At 41.6% G+C, this 18,057-nt stretch carries 21 protein-coding genes; 15 read left to right on the top strand and 6 right to left on the bottom strand.

Annotated elements, in window-relative coordinates:
• Positions 1–229 precede the first annotated feature (229 nt).
• From L1999_RS11890 to L1999_RS11915, 6 genes are all read left to right on the top strand, one after another.
• On the top strand, positions 230–1,693 hold the full coding sequence (locus tag L1999_RS11890; protein WP_235743730.1) for an aldehyde dehydrogenase: 1,464 nt from the start codon (positions 230–232) through the stop codon (positions 1,691–1,693).
• A gap of 17 nt (positions 1,694–1,710) precedes the next feature.
• Entirely contained in the window at positions 1,711–2,487 is a 777-nt protein-coding gene (locus L1999_RS11895; RefSeq protein WP_235743731.1) for a 2-keto-4-pentenoate hydratase, read from the top strand.
• A gap of 24 nt (positions 2,488–2,511) precedes the next feature.
• Entirely contained in the window at positions 2,512–3,294 is a 783-nt protein-coding gene (locus L1999_RS11900; RefSeq protein WP_235743732.1) for a 2-keto-4-pentenoate hydratase, read from the top strand.
• 275 nt (positions 3,295–3,569) lie between these two features.
• Positions 3,570–3,755 (top strand): 4-oxalocrotonate tautomerase, encoded by a 186-nt coding sequence (locus L1999_RS11905; protein WP_215046045.1) that lies wholly within the window; start codon positions 3,570–3,572, stop codon positions 3,753–3,755.
• Between the two features lie 96 nt (positions 3,756–3,851).
• Positions 3,852–4,700: a DODA-type extradiol aromatic ring-opening family dioxygenase gene (locus L1999_RS11910; RefSeq protein ID WP_235743733.1), complete on the top strand. Its 849-nt coding sequence runs from the start codon at positions 3,852–3,854 to the stop codon at positions 4,698–4,700.
• Positions 4,701–4,825: 125 nt separating this feature from the next.
• Positions 4,826–5,413 (top strand): DNA-3-methyladenine glycosylase I, encoded by a 588-nt coding sequence (locus tag L1999_RS11915; RefSeq protein ID WP_235743734.1) that lies wholly within the window; start codon positions 4,826–4,828, stop codon positions 5,411–5,413.
• Positions 5,414–5,455: 42 nt separating this feature from the next.
• Here the strand turns inward: L1999_RS11915 and L1999_RS11920 are convergent, their stop codons facing one another.
• On the bottom strand, positions 5,456–5,617 hold the full coding sequence (locus L1999_RS11920; protein ID WP_235743735.1) for a hypothetical protein: 162 nt from the start codon (positions 5,615–5,617) through the stop codon (positions 5,456–5,458).
• 243 nt (positions 5,618–5,860) lie between these two features.
• On the opposite strand from L1999_RS11920, the gene L1999_RS11925 reads away from it, so the two are divergent.
• From L1999_RS11925 to copZ, 4 genes are all read left to right on the top strand, one after another.
• Entirely contained in the window at positions 5,861–6,511 is a 651-nt protein-coding gene (locus tag L1999_RS11925; protein ID WP_235743736.1) for a TetR/AcrR family transcriptional regulator, read from the top strand.
• 147 nt (positions 6,512–6,658) lie between these two features.
• Entirely contained in the window at positions 6,659–7,126 is a 468-nt protein-coding gene (locus L1999_RS11930) for a CBS domain-containing protein (protein ID WP_235743737.1), read from the top strand.
• Between the two features lie 133 nt (positions 7,127–7,259).
• Positions 7,260–7,607 (top strand): metal-sensitive transcriptional regulator, encoded by a 348-nt coding sequence (locus L1999_RS11935; protein WP_235743738.1) that lies wholly within the window; start codon positions 7,260–7,262, stop codon positions 7,605–7,607.
• Positions 7,608–7,618: 11 nt separating this feature from the next.
• Entirely contained in the window at positions 7,619–7,825 is a 207-nt protein-coding gene (copZ, locus tag L1999_RS11940) for a copper chaperone CopZ (RefSeq protein WP_235743739.1), read from the top strand.
• Between the two features lie 79 nt (positions 7,826–7,904).
• Here the strand turns inward: copZ and L1999_RS11945 are convergent, their stop codons facing one another.
• From L1999_RS11945 to L1999_RS11955, 3 genes are all read right to left on the bottom strand, one after another.
• Positions 7,905–8,309, bottom strand: coding sequence for a VOC family protein (locus L1999_RS11945; RefSeq protein WP_235743740.1), 405 nt, complete (start codon positions 8,307–8,309; stop codon positions 7,905–7,907).
• Between the two features lie 156 nt (positions 8,310–8,465).
• On the bottom strand, positions 8,466–9,740 hold the full coding sequence (locus L1999_RS11950) for an MFS transporter (protein WP_235743741.1): 1,275 nt from the start codon (positions 9,738–9,740) through the stop codon (positions 8,466–8,468).
• On the bottom strand, positions 9,737–11,059 hold the full coding sequence (locus tag L1999_RS11955; protein ID WP_235743742.1) for an alkaline phosphatase family protein: 1,323 nt from the start codon (positions 11,057–11,059) through the stop codon (positions 9,737–9,739). Before L1999_RS11955 ends, L1999_RS11950 begins: the two co-directional genes overlap by 4 nt.
• A gap of 165 nt (positions 11,060–11,224) precedes the next feature.
• On the opposite strand from L1999_RS11955, the gene L1999_RS11960 reads away from it, so the two are divergent.
• Positions 11,225–12,139, top strand: a complete 915-nt coding sequence (locus L1999_RS11960) for an alpha/beta hydrolase (protein WP_235743743.1) — start codon at positions 11,225–11,227, stop codon at positions 12,137–12,139.
• A gap of 23 nt (positions 12,140–12,162) precedes the next feature.
• Here L1999_RS11960 and L1999_RS11965 read toward each other — a convergent pair whose 3' ends face one another.
• Positions 12,163–14,244, bottom strand: a complete 2,082-nt coding sequence (locus L1999_RS11965; RefSeq protein WP_235743744.1) for a metallophosphoesterase family protein — start codon at positions 14,242–14,244, stop codon at positions 12,163–12,165.
• Between the two features lie 190 nt (positions 14,245–14,434).
• Here L1999_RS11965 and L1999_RS11970 point away from each other — a divergent pair, with 190 nt between their 5' ends.
• Entirely contained in the window at positions 14,435–14,929 is a 495-nt protein-coding gene (locus L1999_RS11970; protein WP_235743745.1) for a flavodoxin domain-containing protein, read from the top strand.
• A 139-nt stretch (positions 14,930–15,068) separates the two neighbouring features.
• Positions 15,069–16,097, top strand: coding sequence for an ATP-grasp domain-containing protein (locus tag L1999_RS11975; RefSeq protein ID WP_235743746.1), 1,029 nt, complete (start codon positions 15,069–15,071; stop codon positions 16,095–16,097).
• A gap of 49 nt (positions 16,098–16,146) precedes the next feature.
• Here L1999_RS11975 and L1999_RS11980 read toward each other — a convergent pair whose 3' ends face one another.
• Complete coding sequence (locus L1999_RS11980) at positions 16,147–16,521, bottom strand: nucleotide excision repair endonuclease (protein WP_235743747.1); 375 nt, start codon at positions 16,519–16,521, stop codon at positions 16,147–16,149.
• 256 nt (positions 16,522–16,777) lie between these two features.
• On the opposite strand from L1999_RS11980, the gene L1999_RS11985 reads away from it, so the two are divergent.
• The gene (locus L1999_RS11985) at positions 16,778–17,359 is read left to right on the top strand and encodes a TerD family protein (RefSeq protein WP_215046014.1); all 582 of its coding nucleotides are present in this window, start codon (positions 16,778–16,780) and stop codon (positions 17,357–17,359) included.
• Positions 17,360–17,543: 184 nt separating this feature from the next.
• Positions 17,544–17,933 carry a hypothetical protein gene (locus L1999_RS11990; RefSeq protein ID WP_235743748.1) on the top strand — a complete coding sequence of 130 codons (390 nt, stop codon included), beginning with the start codon at positions 17,544–17,546 and terminating at the stop codon, positions 17,931–17,933.
• The last annotated feature ends 124 nt before the right edge of the window (positions 17,934–18,057 follow it).

Consider the following 18,057-nt stretch of genomic DNA (forward strand, 5'->3'; position numbering starts at 1 on the left):
GATGTGTTTCACTATGTTAAACAACGTTGCTCTATAGTGGGCAATATACCAGAAAAAGCGGAGAATGGAAATACTATTTTTAACTATTAAGAATTTTTTAAAAAATTTATAAAAATATTTATGTTGTTGCATATAGAGCAACAGTGGCGTTGTATGTGAAATTCGGAAGCGTTACCATAATGTTAAGAAAATATTAAAATATCAATTAATTAGTAGGAGGAATTTCGACATGCAAGTAGAAACTAGAGTAAGAGCCATTAATTGTTTGCACTTTATCAACGGCCAATTTGTCGAATCACAGAATCACAAGACGTTTGAAAATATCAACCCAGCAACTGAAGAAGTGTTAGGAACCGTTGCAGAAGGGGGAAAAGAAGAGGTTAATTTTGCGGTAGCGGCAGCGCGTCGAGCGTTAAATGGTAAATGGAAGAACATGCCGATTGTCGAACGCTCAAAAATTATCCGCCGGATTGGCGATTTAATTCTTGAAAGACAGGAAGAGTTGGCACATCTTGAATCCATGGATACGGGTAAGCCATTTTCATTAGCAAACAGTGTGGATATTCCGCGTGCAGCCTTTAACTTTCACTTTTTCGCTGATTATATGATCTCTGTTAATACCGATTCCAATATGCAGGATGATATCGCCCTTCATTATTCTTACCGCCGCCCAGTCGGTGTGGTTGGAATTATTAAACCTTGGAACCTGCCGTTACTACTGTTGACTTGGAAGTTAGCGCCATGTTTAGCCATGGGGAATACAGCAGTTATTAAACCAGCCGAGTGGACGCCAATGACCGCAACTGTATTAATGGAAATTTGTAAAGAAGCAGGGGTTCCGGATGGTGTCGTAAACCTTGTCCATGGTTTTGGACCAAATTCCGCGGGTGCAGCGATTTCGGAACATCCGGATGTGGATGCGATTTCCTTTATTGGTGAGCCAAGAACAGGTACAGCGATCATGAAATCAGCAGCCGATTCCTTGAAAAAGCTTTCCTTCGAACTAGGCGGGAAAAATCCAAACATTATTTTTGCCGACTCTGATTTGGATGAAGTGATTGAAACTACAATCAAATCAAGCTTTGTAAACCAAGGAGAAGTTTGTTTATGCGGTTCCCGGATTTACGTTGAACGCCCAGTTTACGAAGAATTTTTAACAAAATTTGCGGAACGGGTTAGAACCTTAAAAGTCGGTCACCCGCTCGAAGCCGATACAAATGTAGGAGCGCTTGTCAGCAAAGAACATTATGAACGGGTTAACAGCTATATTGATATCGCCCGCGAAGACGGAGCCACCATCCTAACAGGCGGAAAGCGTCCGGATGGATATGAAAAAGGTTACTACTTAGAACCGACGATTTTAGTTGGGCTGGATCGAAATTCACGCTGTGTTCGTGAAGAGATTTTTGGACCAGTGGTTACCGTTATGCCATTTGATATGGAAGAAGAAGTGGTAATGCAGGCAAATGATACCCATTATGGCTTAAGTGCAACGATCTGGACAAACGATTTAAGAAGAGCCCATCGGGTCGCACATCAGCTAGAAGCTGGAATTATTTGGGTAAACACTTGGTTCTTACGCGATTTACGAACACCTTTTGGCGGAATGAAGCATAGTGGAATCGGCAGAACGGGCGGCATGCATAGTATCGATTTTTACTCCGAACTTTCCAATGTCACGATCAAACTATAAGAAGGGAAGGAAATACGTTGACTAGTAAAGTAACACAATTTGCAGAGCAGTTAGCTGAGGCAGAAACGACCAAAGTGGGGATTGCTCCTTTAACATCGGTTGATCCCGAGCTTACAGTCGAAGAAGCTTATTATATCCAGCTTGAAAATATTAATAAAAAAATAGCGCAAGGACAAAAAGTCGTTGGCAAGAAGATCGGCTTAACTTCATTAGCAATGCAGAACCTGCTTGGAGTGGATGAGCCGGATTACGGGCATTTACTAGATGGTATGGTAGTGGAAAATGGAGGAACGATTTCAATAGAATCAGTTCTATTGCCAAAAGTAGAAGCAGAGATTGCTTTTATTTTGAAAAAAGATTTGCGTGGACCCAATGTGACCACTCTTGATGTTCTTCAAGCCACAGAGTATGTCGTACCGGCACTTGAAATCGTTGATAGCAGGGTTCAAGATTGGAAGATTAAGCTGCAGGATACGGTCGCTGATAATGGTTCATCTTGTCTATATGTGTTAGGTGGAAAACCTACTAAAATAGAAGATATTGATCTTGAATTAATCGGCATGGTCTTAACGAAAAACGGTGAGCTCGTCAATACTGGCGTCGGTGCAGCAGCGTTAGGAAATCCAGCTACGTGTGTCGCATGGTTAGCCAACAAACTATCAGAATTTGATATCCCGCTTCGAGCAGGAGAAGTGATCCTTTCCGGAGCGCTGTCGGCTGCAGAGGCAGCTGAAAAGGGAGATTCCTTTACGGCAAGGTTTGCTCATCTCGGCCAGGTCAGTGTGCACTTTTAATATGGAGAAAAGGAGGGGAACAATGTGAGTCAAATTAAGGAAATCGCTAATTATCTTGCTGCTGCCGAGCTTGAAAAACGGGAGGTTGTAAAGGTAACGGCCAACCTAAAACCGGATTTAACCGTAGAGGAAGCTTATCAGGTTCAGGAAGAAATCGTCCAAATGAAACTGCAAGAAGGCAGAAGAATCGTTGGTCCCAAGATGGGTTTAACTAGTTTTGCCAAAATGAAACAAATGGGAATTGAAGATCCCATCTACGGGTATGTGTTTGATTATATGTTGATTGAAAATGGCGGAAAACTGCCATTACATGAAATGATTCATCCGAAGGTGGAAGCGGAAATCGCGTTTGTGATTGGGGAAGATATCGAAGGCCCAGGGGTAACTGGTGCACAGGTTCTCGCCAAAACGGAATATGTGCTGCCGGCTTTAGAAATCATCGATAGTCGTTATGAAAATTTCAATTTCACTTTACCAGATGTGATTGCGGATAATGCCTCAACCTCAAGAGTGGTTTTTGGAACAACCTTTAAGAAACCAGAGCAATTTGAATTGGATTTACTTGGCTCAACTTTATCCATTAATGGAGAAATAAAAGAACTTGGGGCAGGTGCAGCCGTTTTAGGTCATCCGGCACATTCCGTTGCGATGCTCGCCAATATGCTAGCCAGAAAAGGTGAAAAGGTTCGTAAGGGTGACGTGATTTTAACAGGCGGGATTACCAGTGCAGTTATGCTGAAATATGGTGATGTCGTCAGCGGGAAATTTGATGGGCTTGGAGAAGTAACCTTTACCGTGACTGATTAAGTCGAAGTACTTTTTAAAATAAGGCTGTGTTAAAGGTTATTGTTTATTTTTTAGCCCGTTGATTGGAGCGGAAGGCGGCGAAGACTCCTCGAAAATGCTATCGCATTTCCTTCGTGCGTGGGCGGATTCGAGGATGCAAAATCAAAGTCCTGGGGGAGACCCCAAAGGCGCAAATGCGCTGAGGAGGCTCCCCGGCACGCCCGCGGAAAGCGAAGCCGCCTGGAGCGGAAATCAACATTCAAGATTAACCCAGCCTAAAATAAAGGATGATTAGCATGCCACTAATTAATGTTCAAATTATGGAAGGAAGACCTCCGGAAAAAGTAACAGAACTAATTAAAAATCTCACTCACACGGTTGAGGAAACCTTGAATGCACCAAAGGAAAGTATCAGAGTCATTGTGACAGAGGTACCAAAAACCCATTGGGGCATTGCAGGCATACCTGCGTCAGAAAGATAAAGATTGATAAATGGGAGCATGGGGAATATCATTGCTCCCCACAATTTAGTTGTGATGTAAGCGTTAACTTTGATATCAATTTTATAGGAGGATATTATGACGATTGAATTTAGTATGATAGCTCCCCATGTTCCCAGTATGTGTCATGAAGACCAAGTACCGGATTTTCAAATGGATATGGCCTCATCCATGAAAGTAGTTGCTAAACAAATAAAAGAAATAAATCCAGATGTGATTGTGTTAGTATCATGTCACTGGCCTTCGACGTTTTTCCATTATGTAGATTGTACACCGGTTCATAAAGGGATATTAACTGCCTTCGAAGCCCCAGACTTAATTAAAGACCTCCCTTACAACTACCCAGGTGATGAAGAATTAGCAAACAAGCTCGTAAAAGCCGGTGAAGATGCGGGCCTTCAGGTCCAGGGAGTAAATGATCCATTTTATCTGTGGGATTATGGAAGTGTGGTTCCATTGCGATACCTTAATCCAGATGCGGATATACCCGTTATCAATTTATCCGTTACATTGGCAGCCAGTATCGAAGAAACCTATCAGTGGGGTCGGCAAATTGCAAAGGTTTTACAAGAAACAAGTAAAAGGGTTGTCTTTATTTCAAGTGGTGCCTTGTCACATAATTTAGTAAGAGGCAGACATAATAAACCAACCATCACTGAGCATGCAATAGATAAGCAATTTCTTGAATTTGTGATGAACAAGGATTATCAATCCGCATATGATATGCTGCCAGAATATGCAAGGTTAGCAAGAGTCGAATCAGGCGGGCGTCATCTTGCTATGCTGCTAAGCATGCTTGATTTTGAATGTAAGCCTACTTTCTATGCAGACGGTCAGTCTTCAGGCAGCTGGAATGTGCTGATTACCTTTCGTAAAGTCACAGCTCCAGAAGAAAATTTATTAATAGAGGATGAATTAGTAAAATAAAATGATTCTATGCCGGAAACCTGCTGCTAGGTGTCCGGCTTTTTGAATGTAAGCATACCTTTTTGGGGGGAAGTATGTAATACTAATAGGGATAAAAATAAAGACATTTATTTAGGAGAACATGAATGAGTGATAAAGAAATAAGATGCAGCTGGGTCAATCAGGACCCACTCTATATAGACTATCATGACCACGAATGGGGAGTACCCGTATATGATGACCGACTGCTGTTTGAATATTTAAATCTTGAAGGAGCACAAGCGGGGCTAAGCTGGTATACTATATTAAAAAAACGGGACAACTATCGTCAAGCCTTTGATTATTTTGATCCCAAAAAGATTATCCACTATGATGAAAACAAAGTGGCGGAACTATTACAAAATGAAGGAATCGTTAGAAACAAGATGAAAATAAATGCAGTTATTACCAATGCAAAAGCTTTCTTTAAGGTCATCGATGAATTTGGGTCTTTTCAGGCCTATATCTGGTCCTTTGTAGATGGAAAGCCAATCCAAAATCATTTCAAGGAAATGAGCGAGGTTCCGGCAACAACAGAAATAAGTGACCGCTTAAGTAAAGATTTAAAGAAGCGAGGCTTTAAGTTTGTGGGTTCAACCATCTGTTATGCTTTTATGCAGGCAGTGGGGATGGTGAATGACCATGTTACTAGTTGTAAGTGTTACCAGCGCCTGAACTCAGAGGATTATAGATAAAAGAAGGCCCGTCACAATTGTGACGGGTCTTCTTAAAGGTTATTATTTTGTTGGTTTTTCCATAATAAAATCAGAAGCGGGAATTGGAATGATTTTTCCGCCAATTTGAACATGAACGGTATCGTTGAAAATGGCTTTGACAATTCCTTTTAATGAAATAGTGGAATTAACAGATAGTTTCTTAGAATCAGATTGGTTTGCCAAATGAACCAACACCTTCCAATTATTTTAAGATGTTTTTAAAATTAAAATAGTTACTCTAAATTATTCGCATTGAAGCCTTAAATTCCTGCTTCGTAAAATAACTTTTCTCAAAAATAATTAATGATCAACTTGGATAACCTGAACATTAGTTCAAGTATCACATAATCCGCTATTTCTGTCAATTTAAACATGAACTATGGTTCAAATTTGCGAAAAGTGGTAAGATAATATCGAGGTGAGAACATGTCAGATGATGAAAAGCTGGTTGGTGAATTTCCATTTTTACCAAAACAGGAACGGGCTCAAGCTAAAAGAAATGCGTTAATCGAAAGTGGCTATGCCTTGTTTCAAGAAAAGGGTTATGAGCAGACTACGGCAAAAGAAATTGCCGCGCATGCAGGGGTTGCAACCGGAACCTTCTATCGATATTTTACCGATAAACGGCAGCTGTTGATGTCGTTGCTTGAGGACAAGATTGAGACCTTTCTTCCACCGGAAATAAGCTGGCTTTCAAGCGACCCAGTGGCAGCATTGGCGTCTTCTTTAGAAAATCATTATGACCGAATCCATGAGTCCGGACTTCGTCATGTTCTGCCAGAGCTGTTATCAAAGGATTCCGAGCTCGCAGCCGTTCTGGACAATGCTAGAAAAAGAATTCATGCTAGGATTTCTAATGGATTAAAAAAAGCGGGAGAAAAAGGATTAATTTGGGATGATCTGGATGTAGACACCCTTTCTTGGGCGATTATGGTCATGGTCGAGAACGGACTTGATAAAATAAGCCAGTCTGAGAAACCGTCTGATTATCAAGATATTGCCAAACTGATTTGCCGTATGGTGTTCCCACCTAGAGTTTTAGAACAGCTTTCCACTAATGATCGAGGAGCCGAATAAATAATAAGTTTTCATGAATCCTTAAAAATTTGAAAATAATATCTTGAAAGATGGAATTTATTATATTCAAGTCAACCTGACAATAGCACAAAAAATAAAGGAAAAAACATCATTTATTTTTGAGTTGATCCCAAGAAAGCGGTGACCATGATGAAAGTTAGAGATTTTATGGTGAGAGACGTAATTACAGTTCGACCAGAAAATACAGTTAAAGATGTTATGTCTGTATTTGTAGAAAAGAAAATCGGCGGGGTTCCAATTACAGATAAAGATGGTACCTTATGCGGCATCGTAACAGATGGCGATATTATCCGCGCTATTAAGCCCTTAGATCGGCGGATTCATGATTATTTTAGTTTTATTACTTATATAGCCGTAGAGGATAAACAAGTTCATTTAAGTGAGATTATCAACCGGGAGATTATTAAGTTTGCGAAAACAAATGGGATTATGTCAGTTCAGCCTGAAGATGATATGGAAAAAGTGGTCGACATCTTGTCAAAGCATCATTTTAAAAAATTGCCTGTCGTGAATGGTGCAAAACGTGTCGTAGGTGTTATCAGCCGAGGAGATGTCATTCGCAATATTCAACAAAGAATTGTAGAAGGATTGTAAGTGTTTTTCTAAAAGATAGGCTTGGATTGTAAATAAATCAAAGCCTATCTTTTCTTTTTTTGTTGATTGTATGGGAAGCGGCTATATACGGTACGGTGGTATGATATAATTAGACCAAAAAGGAGGCGTTTAAATGTCTCATGAAAAAGAACTTGAGCAGGAGCCAACGATCGAAACATGCTGCGAACATGAGGGAAGCCATCGACGGAGTCATCATCCAGATAAGGTGAAAAGTAATTTAGTTACTAGGCTGAATCGAATTGAAGGGCAGATCCGCGGGATTAAAGGCCTCATTGAAAAAGATACCTATTGTGATGATGTGATTAACCAGATCGCTGCCACGCAATCAGCGTTAAATAGTGTGGCAAAACTATTGCTTGAAGGGCATATGAAAAGCTGTGTCGTGGAGAGAATCCAAGAGGGCGATATGGAGGTCCTCGATGAGGTCCTTGTGACCATACAAAAATTAATGAAAAAGTGAGGGCACTAATAATGGAACAAGTTACCTTAAAGGTGAGTGGAATGTCTTGTGGACATTGTGTGAAAGCGGTCGAAGGCAGTGTCGGTGAGCTGCAGGGTGTAAAAAAAGTGGCAGTTGACCTTGCAGAAGGCATAGTGGCTGTAGAGTTTGATGGGAAACTCGTTTCACTTGAAAAAATTAAAGAAACCATTGATGACCAAGGTTACGATGTAAAATAAGTGAGTGCACCCAGGTTTAGGCCCTGGGTGCTAATTTTTTCATTAACGTTGACAATTTGTCCTTTGCGTTTGCGCTTTCCTAGTTGACGGTAAACATCCAAGTTACCCCATATTTGTCCTGTACAGAACCATGCAGTTTAGAAAAGAAGGTGGGCTGCAGATCCATATAAACAGAGCCGCCATCTTTGAGAATTTCCCATGCTTGATGTGCACGTTCCTCGGAATCAAGCTCTACACTGATTGACACTTTTGCACCATTTCCAAGATCCCGATTTCCGTCCGAACCATAAATAAATCCTGATTCTGTTAATTTCAATTGGGCATGTAAAACAAGGTCCTTATCGCTTTCCGCTACAGGGAAGGAAGGATTTGGCGGCATGTCACCATATTTTTGGATTGAAACCATTTCACCATCAAAGGCTTTTTGATACATTTTAAAGGCCTCATCACATTGTCTGTTAAACATTAAATACGGTGCAATCATATAAAATTCTCCTTTTTCCTTGTTGTTTGGGATTAGTTTTCTAGCAACAAGGATGTTGATAGTATTATTATAACCGAACGCTAGTTCTGCAATCAATATAAATAAAAAACAGTGCTCGTTCAAATGTGAAAGGCACTGTTTTTGTGTGACTCTAATTTATTGTGAAAGGGAATTAGATTCTACAATCGTGTCTTTTTCGGGTACCCTAATCAAAATCAAGCCGCCGATGATAAACAATACAATCAGGCTAAAAACACCGCTGTTGGTATTCCCGGTTAGTTGGGCCGTGAATCCGACTAAAAAGGGGCCTAAGATGGCAGCAAACTTATAAAAAATACTATAGAATCCAAAGAATTCGTTGGCACTATCTTTCGGGACCAGCTTAGCAAAATAGGAACGGCTTAATGCTTGAATACCTCCCTGTGAGGAAGCGACCAGCATGGCGAGAATCCAGAAATCCAAGGTAGTTTTTAAAAAATAGGCATAGATACAAATAACCACATATACAAAAATCCCCACTAACAGCATCGTCTTCCCCTTATAACGGTCGGCAAGCTTCCCATAAAAATAAGCAAAGGGAGCCGCAACCACTTGAGTAGCAAACAAAATAATTAAGAGATTGGTTGAGGTGATGCCCAAATCAGATCCATAGGCTGTAGACATCGTAATAATGGTATTGACGCCATCAATGTAGAAGAAATAGGCGAATAGGAATAAAAAGAGCGGCCGATATAATCTTATTTTTTTAAAGGTTAAAAATAACTGGCGAAACCCATTTCTTACAGGATTTGCGACGCGTTCCTTATAATAAACCTGCTTGACGTTTTTTAGCATGGGAATCGTAAACAACCCCCACCACAAAGCAGTGATGGCAAATGCTGCTTGACTAGCAACTGTCACGGAGATTGGAAGGATCCCTTGCTGCGATAATAGGATTAGTGCGATTCCCAATATAAACGGGATGGTACTGCCGATATACCCCATGGCATAGCCTTTAGAGGAAACTTGATTCATCCGTTCTTCGGTCGTTACATCGACAAGGAAGGCATCATAGAAAATATTGGTTCCGCCAAAACCGATGACCGTCACCATATAACAGATTAAGAGAGTCAGCCATTGGCCGCTTGGAACAACAGCGAGTAAGAGGGTGAAAATGATGCCGAGCGCGAAGAAGAAAGTAAAGAATCGTTTTTTGAAGCCTTTGAAATCGGCAATGCTTCCTAAAATAGGAGCGCAAAGTGAGATTAATAGGGTTGCAATCGAATTGGCATAGCCCCAGTAAGCCGTGGAGGTAGACGCGGCAAGTCCTGCTTCTTTCGCCGCTGCCTTGAAATACAATGGAAAAATGGCAGTTGTAATCAGGATGGAATAGGCAGAGTTTGCCCAATCATAGAATACCCAGCTCTTTTCTTGCTTTGACATTCGACTCATGTTACTTCCCCCTTTAAAGTTAACAACTCTTCGATTACGTTTCCATCAGTATGACCAAGGCTGACACCCAGAAGCCTTGCGAATGTTGGCCCTTCATCAATGAGACGGATTGCAGGCAGGGTGACCTGTTGAATTCCTTTCCCGGCCGCCATTAAAATGGTTCCATAATTTTCTTTTTCGGGTGAATAACCATGGCACGCCATCGTATATTTTTTATTGGTCTTTGTGTCCTCTTTCGTAATCGGTTTGATAAATTCGCCGTTGTAGTCTTCTAGAAAATAAAATCCAGGTCTTGCTTCAATCATAAACGCACAGGTGCCATCTGCTCCTCTTGCGGCGGCTTCCTCTCCTGTTATGAATTTTTCTATTCCAAAGTCTGGTTCCTCCACTAACAATTCAAGGAGATGGTGAACCGTCTGAAAGGTTGACTGATCTTCAGGGGCGTTTAGATAAATATATGCGGAGCCATCACAACTTTTACAATAGGCCTTCCAATTTATTAGTTTGCCAGTTGCGCTGGTGGTGATTAAGTTTTGTTGATGTAAAAGGACATTGAGGTTAATCGCCTTCTGTTCGTCAAGTGCGCTGTGATCACCTAAAGCGATGATCGTGGAATGTTCAAAGATGTTGGCTTCTTTTAAAGCTTCTAGTAATCTACCAAGCCGGTGATTATGCCGATGAAGGGATTGAATCGCTTCTTTTGATGAAAAACCATGTTCGTGGCGCTGGGTATCTAAATCGGTAAAGTGGACCATTAATAGGTTAGGTTTCTTTGTTTTAATCGTATCCACAGCTGCCTCTAGCACAAAATCATCCAACTCCGGCTGCTGAAGTCCTTTGCGGATGTAACCATAGCGTTTGTTCATCTCCCATTGAAATCGGGGTGTCCCGTTTAGTAAAGAAACAAGTATTTGATTCTGCCATGGGCGATTGGCAAAGATTTCCGGCATATTGTAGTCGATGTTTGCTTTTGCTGTGACGGGCCATAGAAAGGCGGCCGTGGTCATATTGGCTTTTTTCACTTCATCATAAAGGGTGGTTCCCTTGATACATTTCCGGTACCAGTTCCAATCTGGGGAGGTTTTACCGGGCTGCAGAAGGGTATTATTGATAACACCATGCCGGTTCGGGTAGTTACCGGTAACGATTGTCGCATGACAGGGATAAGTGACGGAAGGGTAGATGGATTCAACCTGTTCCACTAGTGCGCCCTTTGTTAAGATGGTTTGAAAGTGAGGCAGCTCGTGCAAGATGGGAAGGTCTAAAGCTGAAAGACAGTCAAAGGAAATAAGGATTAAATGATCGGTAAGCCGGTTCATTGAACACCTCCTGTTAGCCTAATTGTACTATAGGCAGGACCAATTGTTACAGAATATTTACAAAAGTTTGGAATATTAGGTGTAATAGCAAAATGATTACCGCATTGATATTCTTTTTTAGTATAATAAAATTAGTAATTATTGGTATAAAGGTGGATTGGAATCATGCCAAGTTTACAAAGTTATTTTTTTGAAAAAGCAATTAAGCTCTCAGTAAAACGGGCTGCCAAAAAAGGGATATCGCAAAGGGGAATAGAGGAACAGCGGCAGATGCTTGATACCGCTGCAAGTAAGATGGGCAAACTTCCGAAAAATTGTGAGGTCATTCCCTTGCATATCGAAGGGTTGTATGCAGAGTGGTTGACGACGGGACCTGCCCTGAAGGATAAGGTAATTCTTTATCTTCACGGTGGTGGTTATGCCCTGTGCTCAGCGAACACGCATCGGCCGCTTGCTGCACGGATTGGGGCATCGGCCGGTGTGAAAGTGCTGTTTCCTGAGTACCGTCTGGCACCTGAACATCCTTTTCCGGCGGCAATTGAAGATGCGGTCAACGTATACCACTGGTTGTTAAAGCACGGATATGCTGGCAAAGACATTATTTTCGCAGGCGATTCGGCCGGCGGCGGCTTGTGTCTAGCCACGGCACTCGTCTTAAGGGATCAAAATGAGCCGCTTCCGGCTGGGATTGTTTGTCTGTCGCCATGGGTAGATTTAACAAGCAGTGGAGAGAGTTATCAGAAAAATGGCGATGTGGATCCCTATTTAAGTGTAAGGGCTGTAAAGGAAGCATCCCGAATGTATGCGGGGTCGGAATCTCTCGACCATCCGCTGATTTCACCTGTGTTTGCAGACCTAACCGGATTGCCGCCCATGTTGATTCAATCAGGGACGCATGAAATTCTGCAAAGTGATGCCTTATCGCTTGCCGCTAAAGCAAAGGCTGCAGGTGTAAATGTATCGTTAAAGGTTTGGGATGGTATGTGGCATGTTTGGCAGATTAGTGGTGACCTCTTGCCTGAAGCGAAAAGAGCTACCAGGGAAATCGGTCAATTTATTAGACGAATCATGAAAACGTGAAGGCCAAAATGACGGCCTTCACGTTATTTTTTTAAGAGCGAGTTTTGGATTTGTTCGCCTTTGATGGATACCAGGCCGAGATTATTGGATGTTGCGATGATGGACCCTTTGTCAATGAATTGATAACGGAGTTGATCCTTCCATAGGTAAGGTGTGTTGTCTGCAGCAGGATTGGTGTGGGTGATGGTGTAATCAGGGGTACATGTTCGGTAAATATCGTCTCTTTTCCGGCTGAAGGCATTGATGGCGATGACCATTTTCATTAATAGGCCCCAGATTCCGGTGAAGCTCATATTTTTAAAAGGGCTGCTAGTGAATTGATAGATTGGGAGTGTTTTTTCATTGGCAAAAGTGACAGTTGCTGTAACGGCTGAAGCGTAGTGAACATCTCCTGATAAAATGATGAGCGGCAGGGGGGCCCAATTGGAGGTATGCCTCAGAAATTCTGTAAATCCTTTGCCATTGTATTTCCATGCTTCAAAATCAAATGATGTTTGCACCTTTACGCCGAGCACTTGAACAGGATAGACATAGTCGTGTAAAAAAGATTCGATCAGGCCCATGCCATAAACGGGTGTGGCCGAAACCACGATTAATGGGCTTTCCTTTTTCCAGCCGCTGTTTTCGAGTTTGGCGGTAATAAGCGACCATCCCGTTTCGTTTACCAGCTGCGGGCAGCCTTCGCTTTCTTTGATGATTTGACCAAATTTAAGCGGTTTTGGAGATGTATCATAGTCCCTCATCGTCCGCGTGTCTAGAAAGACCGCTTTTGGGTGGGTGGGAGCAATGTAATGCCAAGAAGTGAATTCCCAAAGCAACTCCCTCCAATTTTCGTAATATTTACGATGGGTGACCCCTTTGCGAAGTCGTTTAAGATAGTTTGTCATGGTGGTTAAAAAATCATCATCAAAGGTGTCTGGCTCATTTCCCCAGCCTTGGAAAAGCCAATAGGCACAAAGGCCGTTTGCCACCACATGTTTCCCAAGCGGGGCATTGTTGACCGACATTTTCCATTCGGCCGATAGATTCCAGTCATCGGTAATATCATGGTCATCAAAAATCATATAGGTGGGAATGTTCGCCAGTAATCTTCTGACACGAGTGAGAGATTCTTGGAACGTAATCAGTGCTTCTTGCTGCTCAAGGTAGCGGTCCTTCAGTTTTTGCCGTTCGAGTTTGTGTTCCTTCTGATAAAGGACAGTGTTTGGAAACGAAAAATGGATTAACTGCTGTTCTTCGGCTTCCTCAAAAGAGGGAAGTAATTGGTGTTTCTGTATGGCGGACCAAAGCTCGGGGTTCCAAGACAAAAGATACATCGCCGCGAATTCACCAAGCTCTATTAAATGATTTTGCGCTTGGGAGCTTGTAAATTGAGCGATGTGCTCCATTATAAATTGTCTCCCGTTCATTTGAGTGAGGGCAGTAGAGTAGGGTTCTTGACCAAGGCGGGCATCCAGTTTGCTCAGTGGTTCTTTATGACCGATTAGTTCCCGGCTGATGGTTGAAATCGCTAAAATAAGCGGGTCAGCGACGTCATCAGCATAGATTTGATCGCCCATAAGGAAAAGGGCATCAGGACGGGAGCAGATATTTTCATAGTCTTTTTCTAGTATGTGATCAGCAAGAGCGAGTGTATCTTGACCATCCCCATGCAGCTTTCGGCAAGAACCATAGAAGATATGACTTTGGCTGTCACCACTTCTTATCAGGAAGGCAGGGTATTTCAAGTTTCCGTACACAATAGTGTGTTGGTGATCAGGGGATAGGTAGTGAAGACTTTGTAAATCGTCCGTTCGGGTGCCGCTGGCACGGACAAAGTGGAGGTTATAGCCAATAAGGGTTTCTTTCGGAAAACAGCCATGTGTGGGTGTAACATTAATTAAATGGATGTAAAGCTGTTTTCCGGCTCTTACCGAAGTGGTTTCTGTTTTTGTCTCCATCAGATGATACACGTCTGATGGGTGATTACTAACCGTCTCCACCTCATAAAGAGCAGCCTCAATCTCCGTCCGCCTGCTCGTCGCCACCCAAATAAAAACCTGCCCACGCTCCACCCGCCGCACAATCGGTCCAGCCAAAACAAACGGAAACTCAATCAAGCCCATACTTAATCACCTCCATTGGTGACAGGCACCATTTCTTATTCTTTCACTGTGGTTATAGTTTGTAATAATATTGCCAATTTTGTTGCAGGCGTTGGGTTAAAAAGGAATTATAATGAAATTAGTATATTCGCATCTTGTTTCCAGAGTGTCATCGCGGCTGTTTTCTTTACTAAAAAGGAGGGCTAATAGCATGAAAAGTTTAATTGTTTATTGCTCGTCCCATGGGACTACAGAAAAAGTGGTTGGAATATTAAGCGAACACCTTGCAGGTGAAGTGGTGTCGGTCGATTTAAAAAGGGATAAAACCATTATTGACTTAAATGATTATGATACCGTTATCATAGGCGGTTCCATTCATGCCGGTATGATTCAACGGCGAATCAAAAAGTTTATTCAGACCCATCACCATGAACTATTGGAAAAGGACCTTGGTCTATTTCTCGTTTGCATGCGACAGGGTGAATTGGCTGTTGAGCAATTTAACAATGCCTATCCGCAGGACTTGCGGAAGAATTCGGTGGCGTTAGGTTTGTTTGGCGGTGAATTTCTCGTTTCGGAAATGAATTTTTTTGAGAGACAAGTCGTGAAAAAAGTGGATGGGATTACAGCTGATCAATCGAAGCTAGATATGGATGCCATCATGGAATTTGCTTCACGGTTTAATGATTTGAAGATGAAGGTTTAGGGTGCCGGGTTTATAGGGGGAATTGGGGTTAAACGTTCTTGCTATTTGCGGGAACGCTTTTTTTTGCAAAAAAAGATTATAAAATCTAACCTCTTTGTCCATAATGGAAAAGTCAATTTTAATGTAAGAGAGGTTCACAATGAAAATTTGGTTTAATCGATGGTTTACGACGGTTTCGCATTATATGGATATGATTCGTGACAACGAGGATCATCGGAAATTTACGATTTATGGAACAAGCCCTAATAAAGATGCCCTATATTTACAAAACTGTGATAAAGCCTTTGTCGAACCGGATGTTTCCGGGGATGAGTATATAGAGTTCTGTCTTGATTTTTGCCAAACGCACGGAATCGATATTTTTATTCCCCGCAAAGAAAATGTGCTCATTTCGAAGCGATTGTCTGAATTTGCGGAGTTAGGGGTAAAGGTCCTCGTTTGTCCGGATGCAGCCCTGATGGAAACGATGGATAACAAGGCTGCCGCATATCAAACCTTAACAAACGGGGTACCGATTTTTTCGATCCCAGACTATGAGGTCGTGAATAACGTAGATGACTTTAAGTTGGCGTATACATTGCTTAAGGAAAAGGGACACACGGTTTGCTTTAAACCAGTGATTGGGGAAGGGGCAATGGGCTTTCGGGTCATTAAGGAAGAACGAGAGTCCATCCATCATCTTTTCCATAGCGGGGGAGGCTATCGAATCTCCTACGATCACGCCTGTGAAATTTTAGGGCAGCAAGAGACATTTCCTGACTTAATGCTGCTGGAGTATTTAGATGGAAGGGAATATAGTATTGATTGCTTAGCCTCACAAGACAGGTTGTATGCGGCTATCCCACGGATGAAGGGGGATGGACGTGTACGGGAACTGGTAGAAAGTGTCGAACTGATTGATATAGCTCAGCGGTTTCACCAAGAGTACCAATTACCATTTGTTTTTAATATTCAGGTGAAATACAGTAAAGAGGTGCCAAAGCTGCTGGAAATCAATCCACGGATGAGCGGCGGACTTCATTTCAGCTGTCTTTCCGGAATCAATATTCCCTATATGGCAATTAAGGTTTTATTAGGGGAGGAAATCGGCCCAGTCAAGCCTCGATTTGGTATCAGAGCAAGTCACATTGAAAAAGAAATGATTTTAACGTACGGTGATATAAGTTAACAGAAAGAGCAGGTTTTTCCATTAAAAATGAATAACCTGCCCTTCTTTTTTATTTATAGAAAACTTTTTCGATATTGTATTTAGCATGAAGGGTATTAATGATATAGGTTTCGTAGATTTCGCGATCCATTGGTTCCTCGACCACTAATACAGCAATCTTATATACTTCATCGCGATGATTCTTGATTGGGGAAACAGTATCCTCAAAATGGCGTTTAATCCGAGGCCGCAGCTTTCTAGCTTTTCCTACAAAAAGCAAGTCATCATTGGCGTCAAAAAAGAGGATGATGCCACCCTTGTCCCGCGGGATTTTATTATAATCAGTAAAACCGTAAACACTGCTTAAAGGGGCTTCGACTTTTTCGCCGACTTGTCTGCTTTTTGTAACAACGACATCTGGATTTGGTATTTCAATTTTTATCATAAAATGATTCGCTCCCTGCTTAAATATAAACGGCTAAAAGTTTAGCCAAGAGTCCATTATAGCATATCCTGCCATTTTAGGTTGGACTTTCTTAATTTAACCATTTTTATCAATTTAAAACCGAAGAATTTGTTGTGATGGTTTATGTGTTAAAAGTAGTAAAACTAAATTAATTTTTGTAGAATAAAGGAAGGTATTGGAACTTTTTTATAGAGATCCGATCATCCTGTAGAATACAATTGGAAAGGGTGTTAGTATGGCAATTTCATTATCTAAAGGTCAAAAGGTCGATTTAACGAAGACGAATCCTGGTTTATCGAAGGTTATTGTAGGGCTTGGCTGGGACACCAACCGTTATGATGGCGGAAACGATTTCGATTTGGATGCTAGTATCTTCCTTTTAAATGCGAATGGCAAGTGTTCTTCTGAAAAGGATTTTGTATTCTATAATCAGCTTGAAGGCGGAAATGGCTCAGTTGTACATACAGGCGATAATCGTACCGGCGCAGGAGACGGCGACGATGAGCAGGTGAAAGTAGATTTAGCGGCTGTTCCGGCTCAAGTGGAACGCATTTCGTTTGTTATTACGATTCATGATGCGGAAGCAAGAGGCCAAAATTTTGGACAGGTAGCGAATGCCTTTTGCCGTGTGGTAAATGAAGAAACGAATCAAGAGATTATTCGTTATGATTTAGGAGAGGATTTCTCCATCGAAACGGCAATTATCGTAGGCGAACTATACCGCCACAACGGGGAATGGAAATTCTCAGCAGTCGGTTCCGGCTACCAAGGCGGCCTTGCTCGGATCGCAACTGACTTTGGCCTTAACGTCGGCTAACGAAAAGTAAAATAGGACCAAACAAAAAGGATAAGAAGAAGAACATTCCTTCTTGTCCTTTTTTACGTCCAATAAGCCGTATATAGTGCAAATGGTGACAGGCACCATGATTTATTGGTCATTTCTTTCTGGATTGTGGTATGGTAAGAAGGTTAATGAATCAGCTTGTTGAGGTGACTGTAAGATGAAGTATTTACTTAAGACACAACTTATTGCCATAGTAGTATCTTTATCGTGGATTATTTACTTGGTTGTATTAGCCTTCTTAGATCAGCCAGACCGCGCTCTCCGATACATAAATACCTTTGTGTTTGGATTGGCGATTTTATTAGCTATTCTATATTTTGTTTTAGCAAGGTATCTGCTAGGGAGAAACTGGTCTTCTCTTTTATTAGTACTAATCTCTTATTTTCTTCTATATAAGCCAATCGTTCAGGGATTATTATTGAAGGTAACAAATGAAAGCTATGGAAGTATTATCAAATTCCTTTCGATTTCAACAGGTACAGTCCATGTTCTTGCCGTTATTATTGGAATGGGTTTTGGTATTCTCTTCACCAGACCAGAGCGTTAAGTCTAAAAGAGCAAAAAGATCAATACTAAGCCCGAATTTTGCCCCATTTATTTGCATTTGGCATTGTATACTATAACAGTCCACTTTCGACATTCTAGTGCGAGAAATGTCTGTTTCTGCGCTT

Origin of the sequence: Neobacillus drentensis, assembly GCF_021560175.1 — a bacterium.
Lineage (GTDB): Bacteria > Bacillota > Bacilli > Bacillales > Cytobacillaceae > Neobacillus > Neobacillus drentensis_A.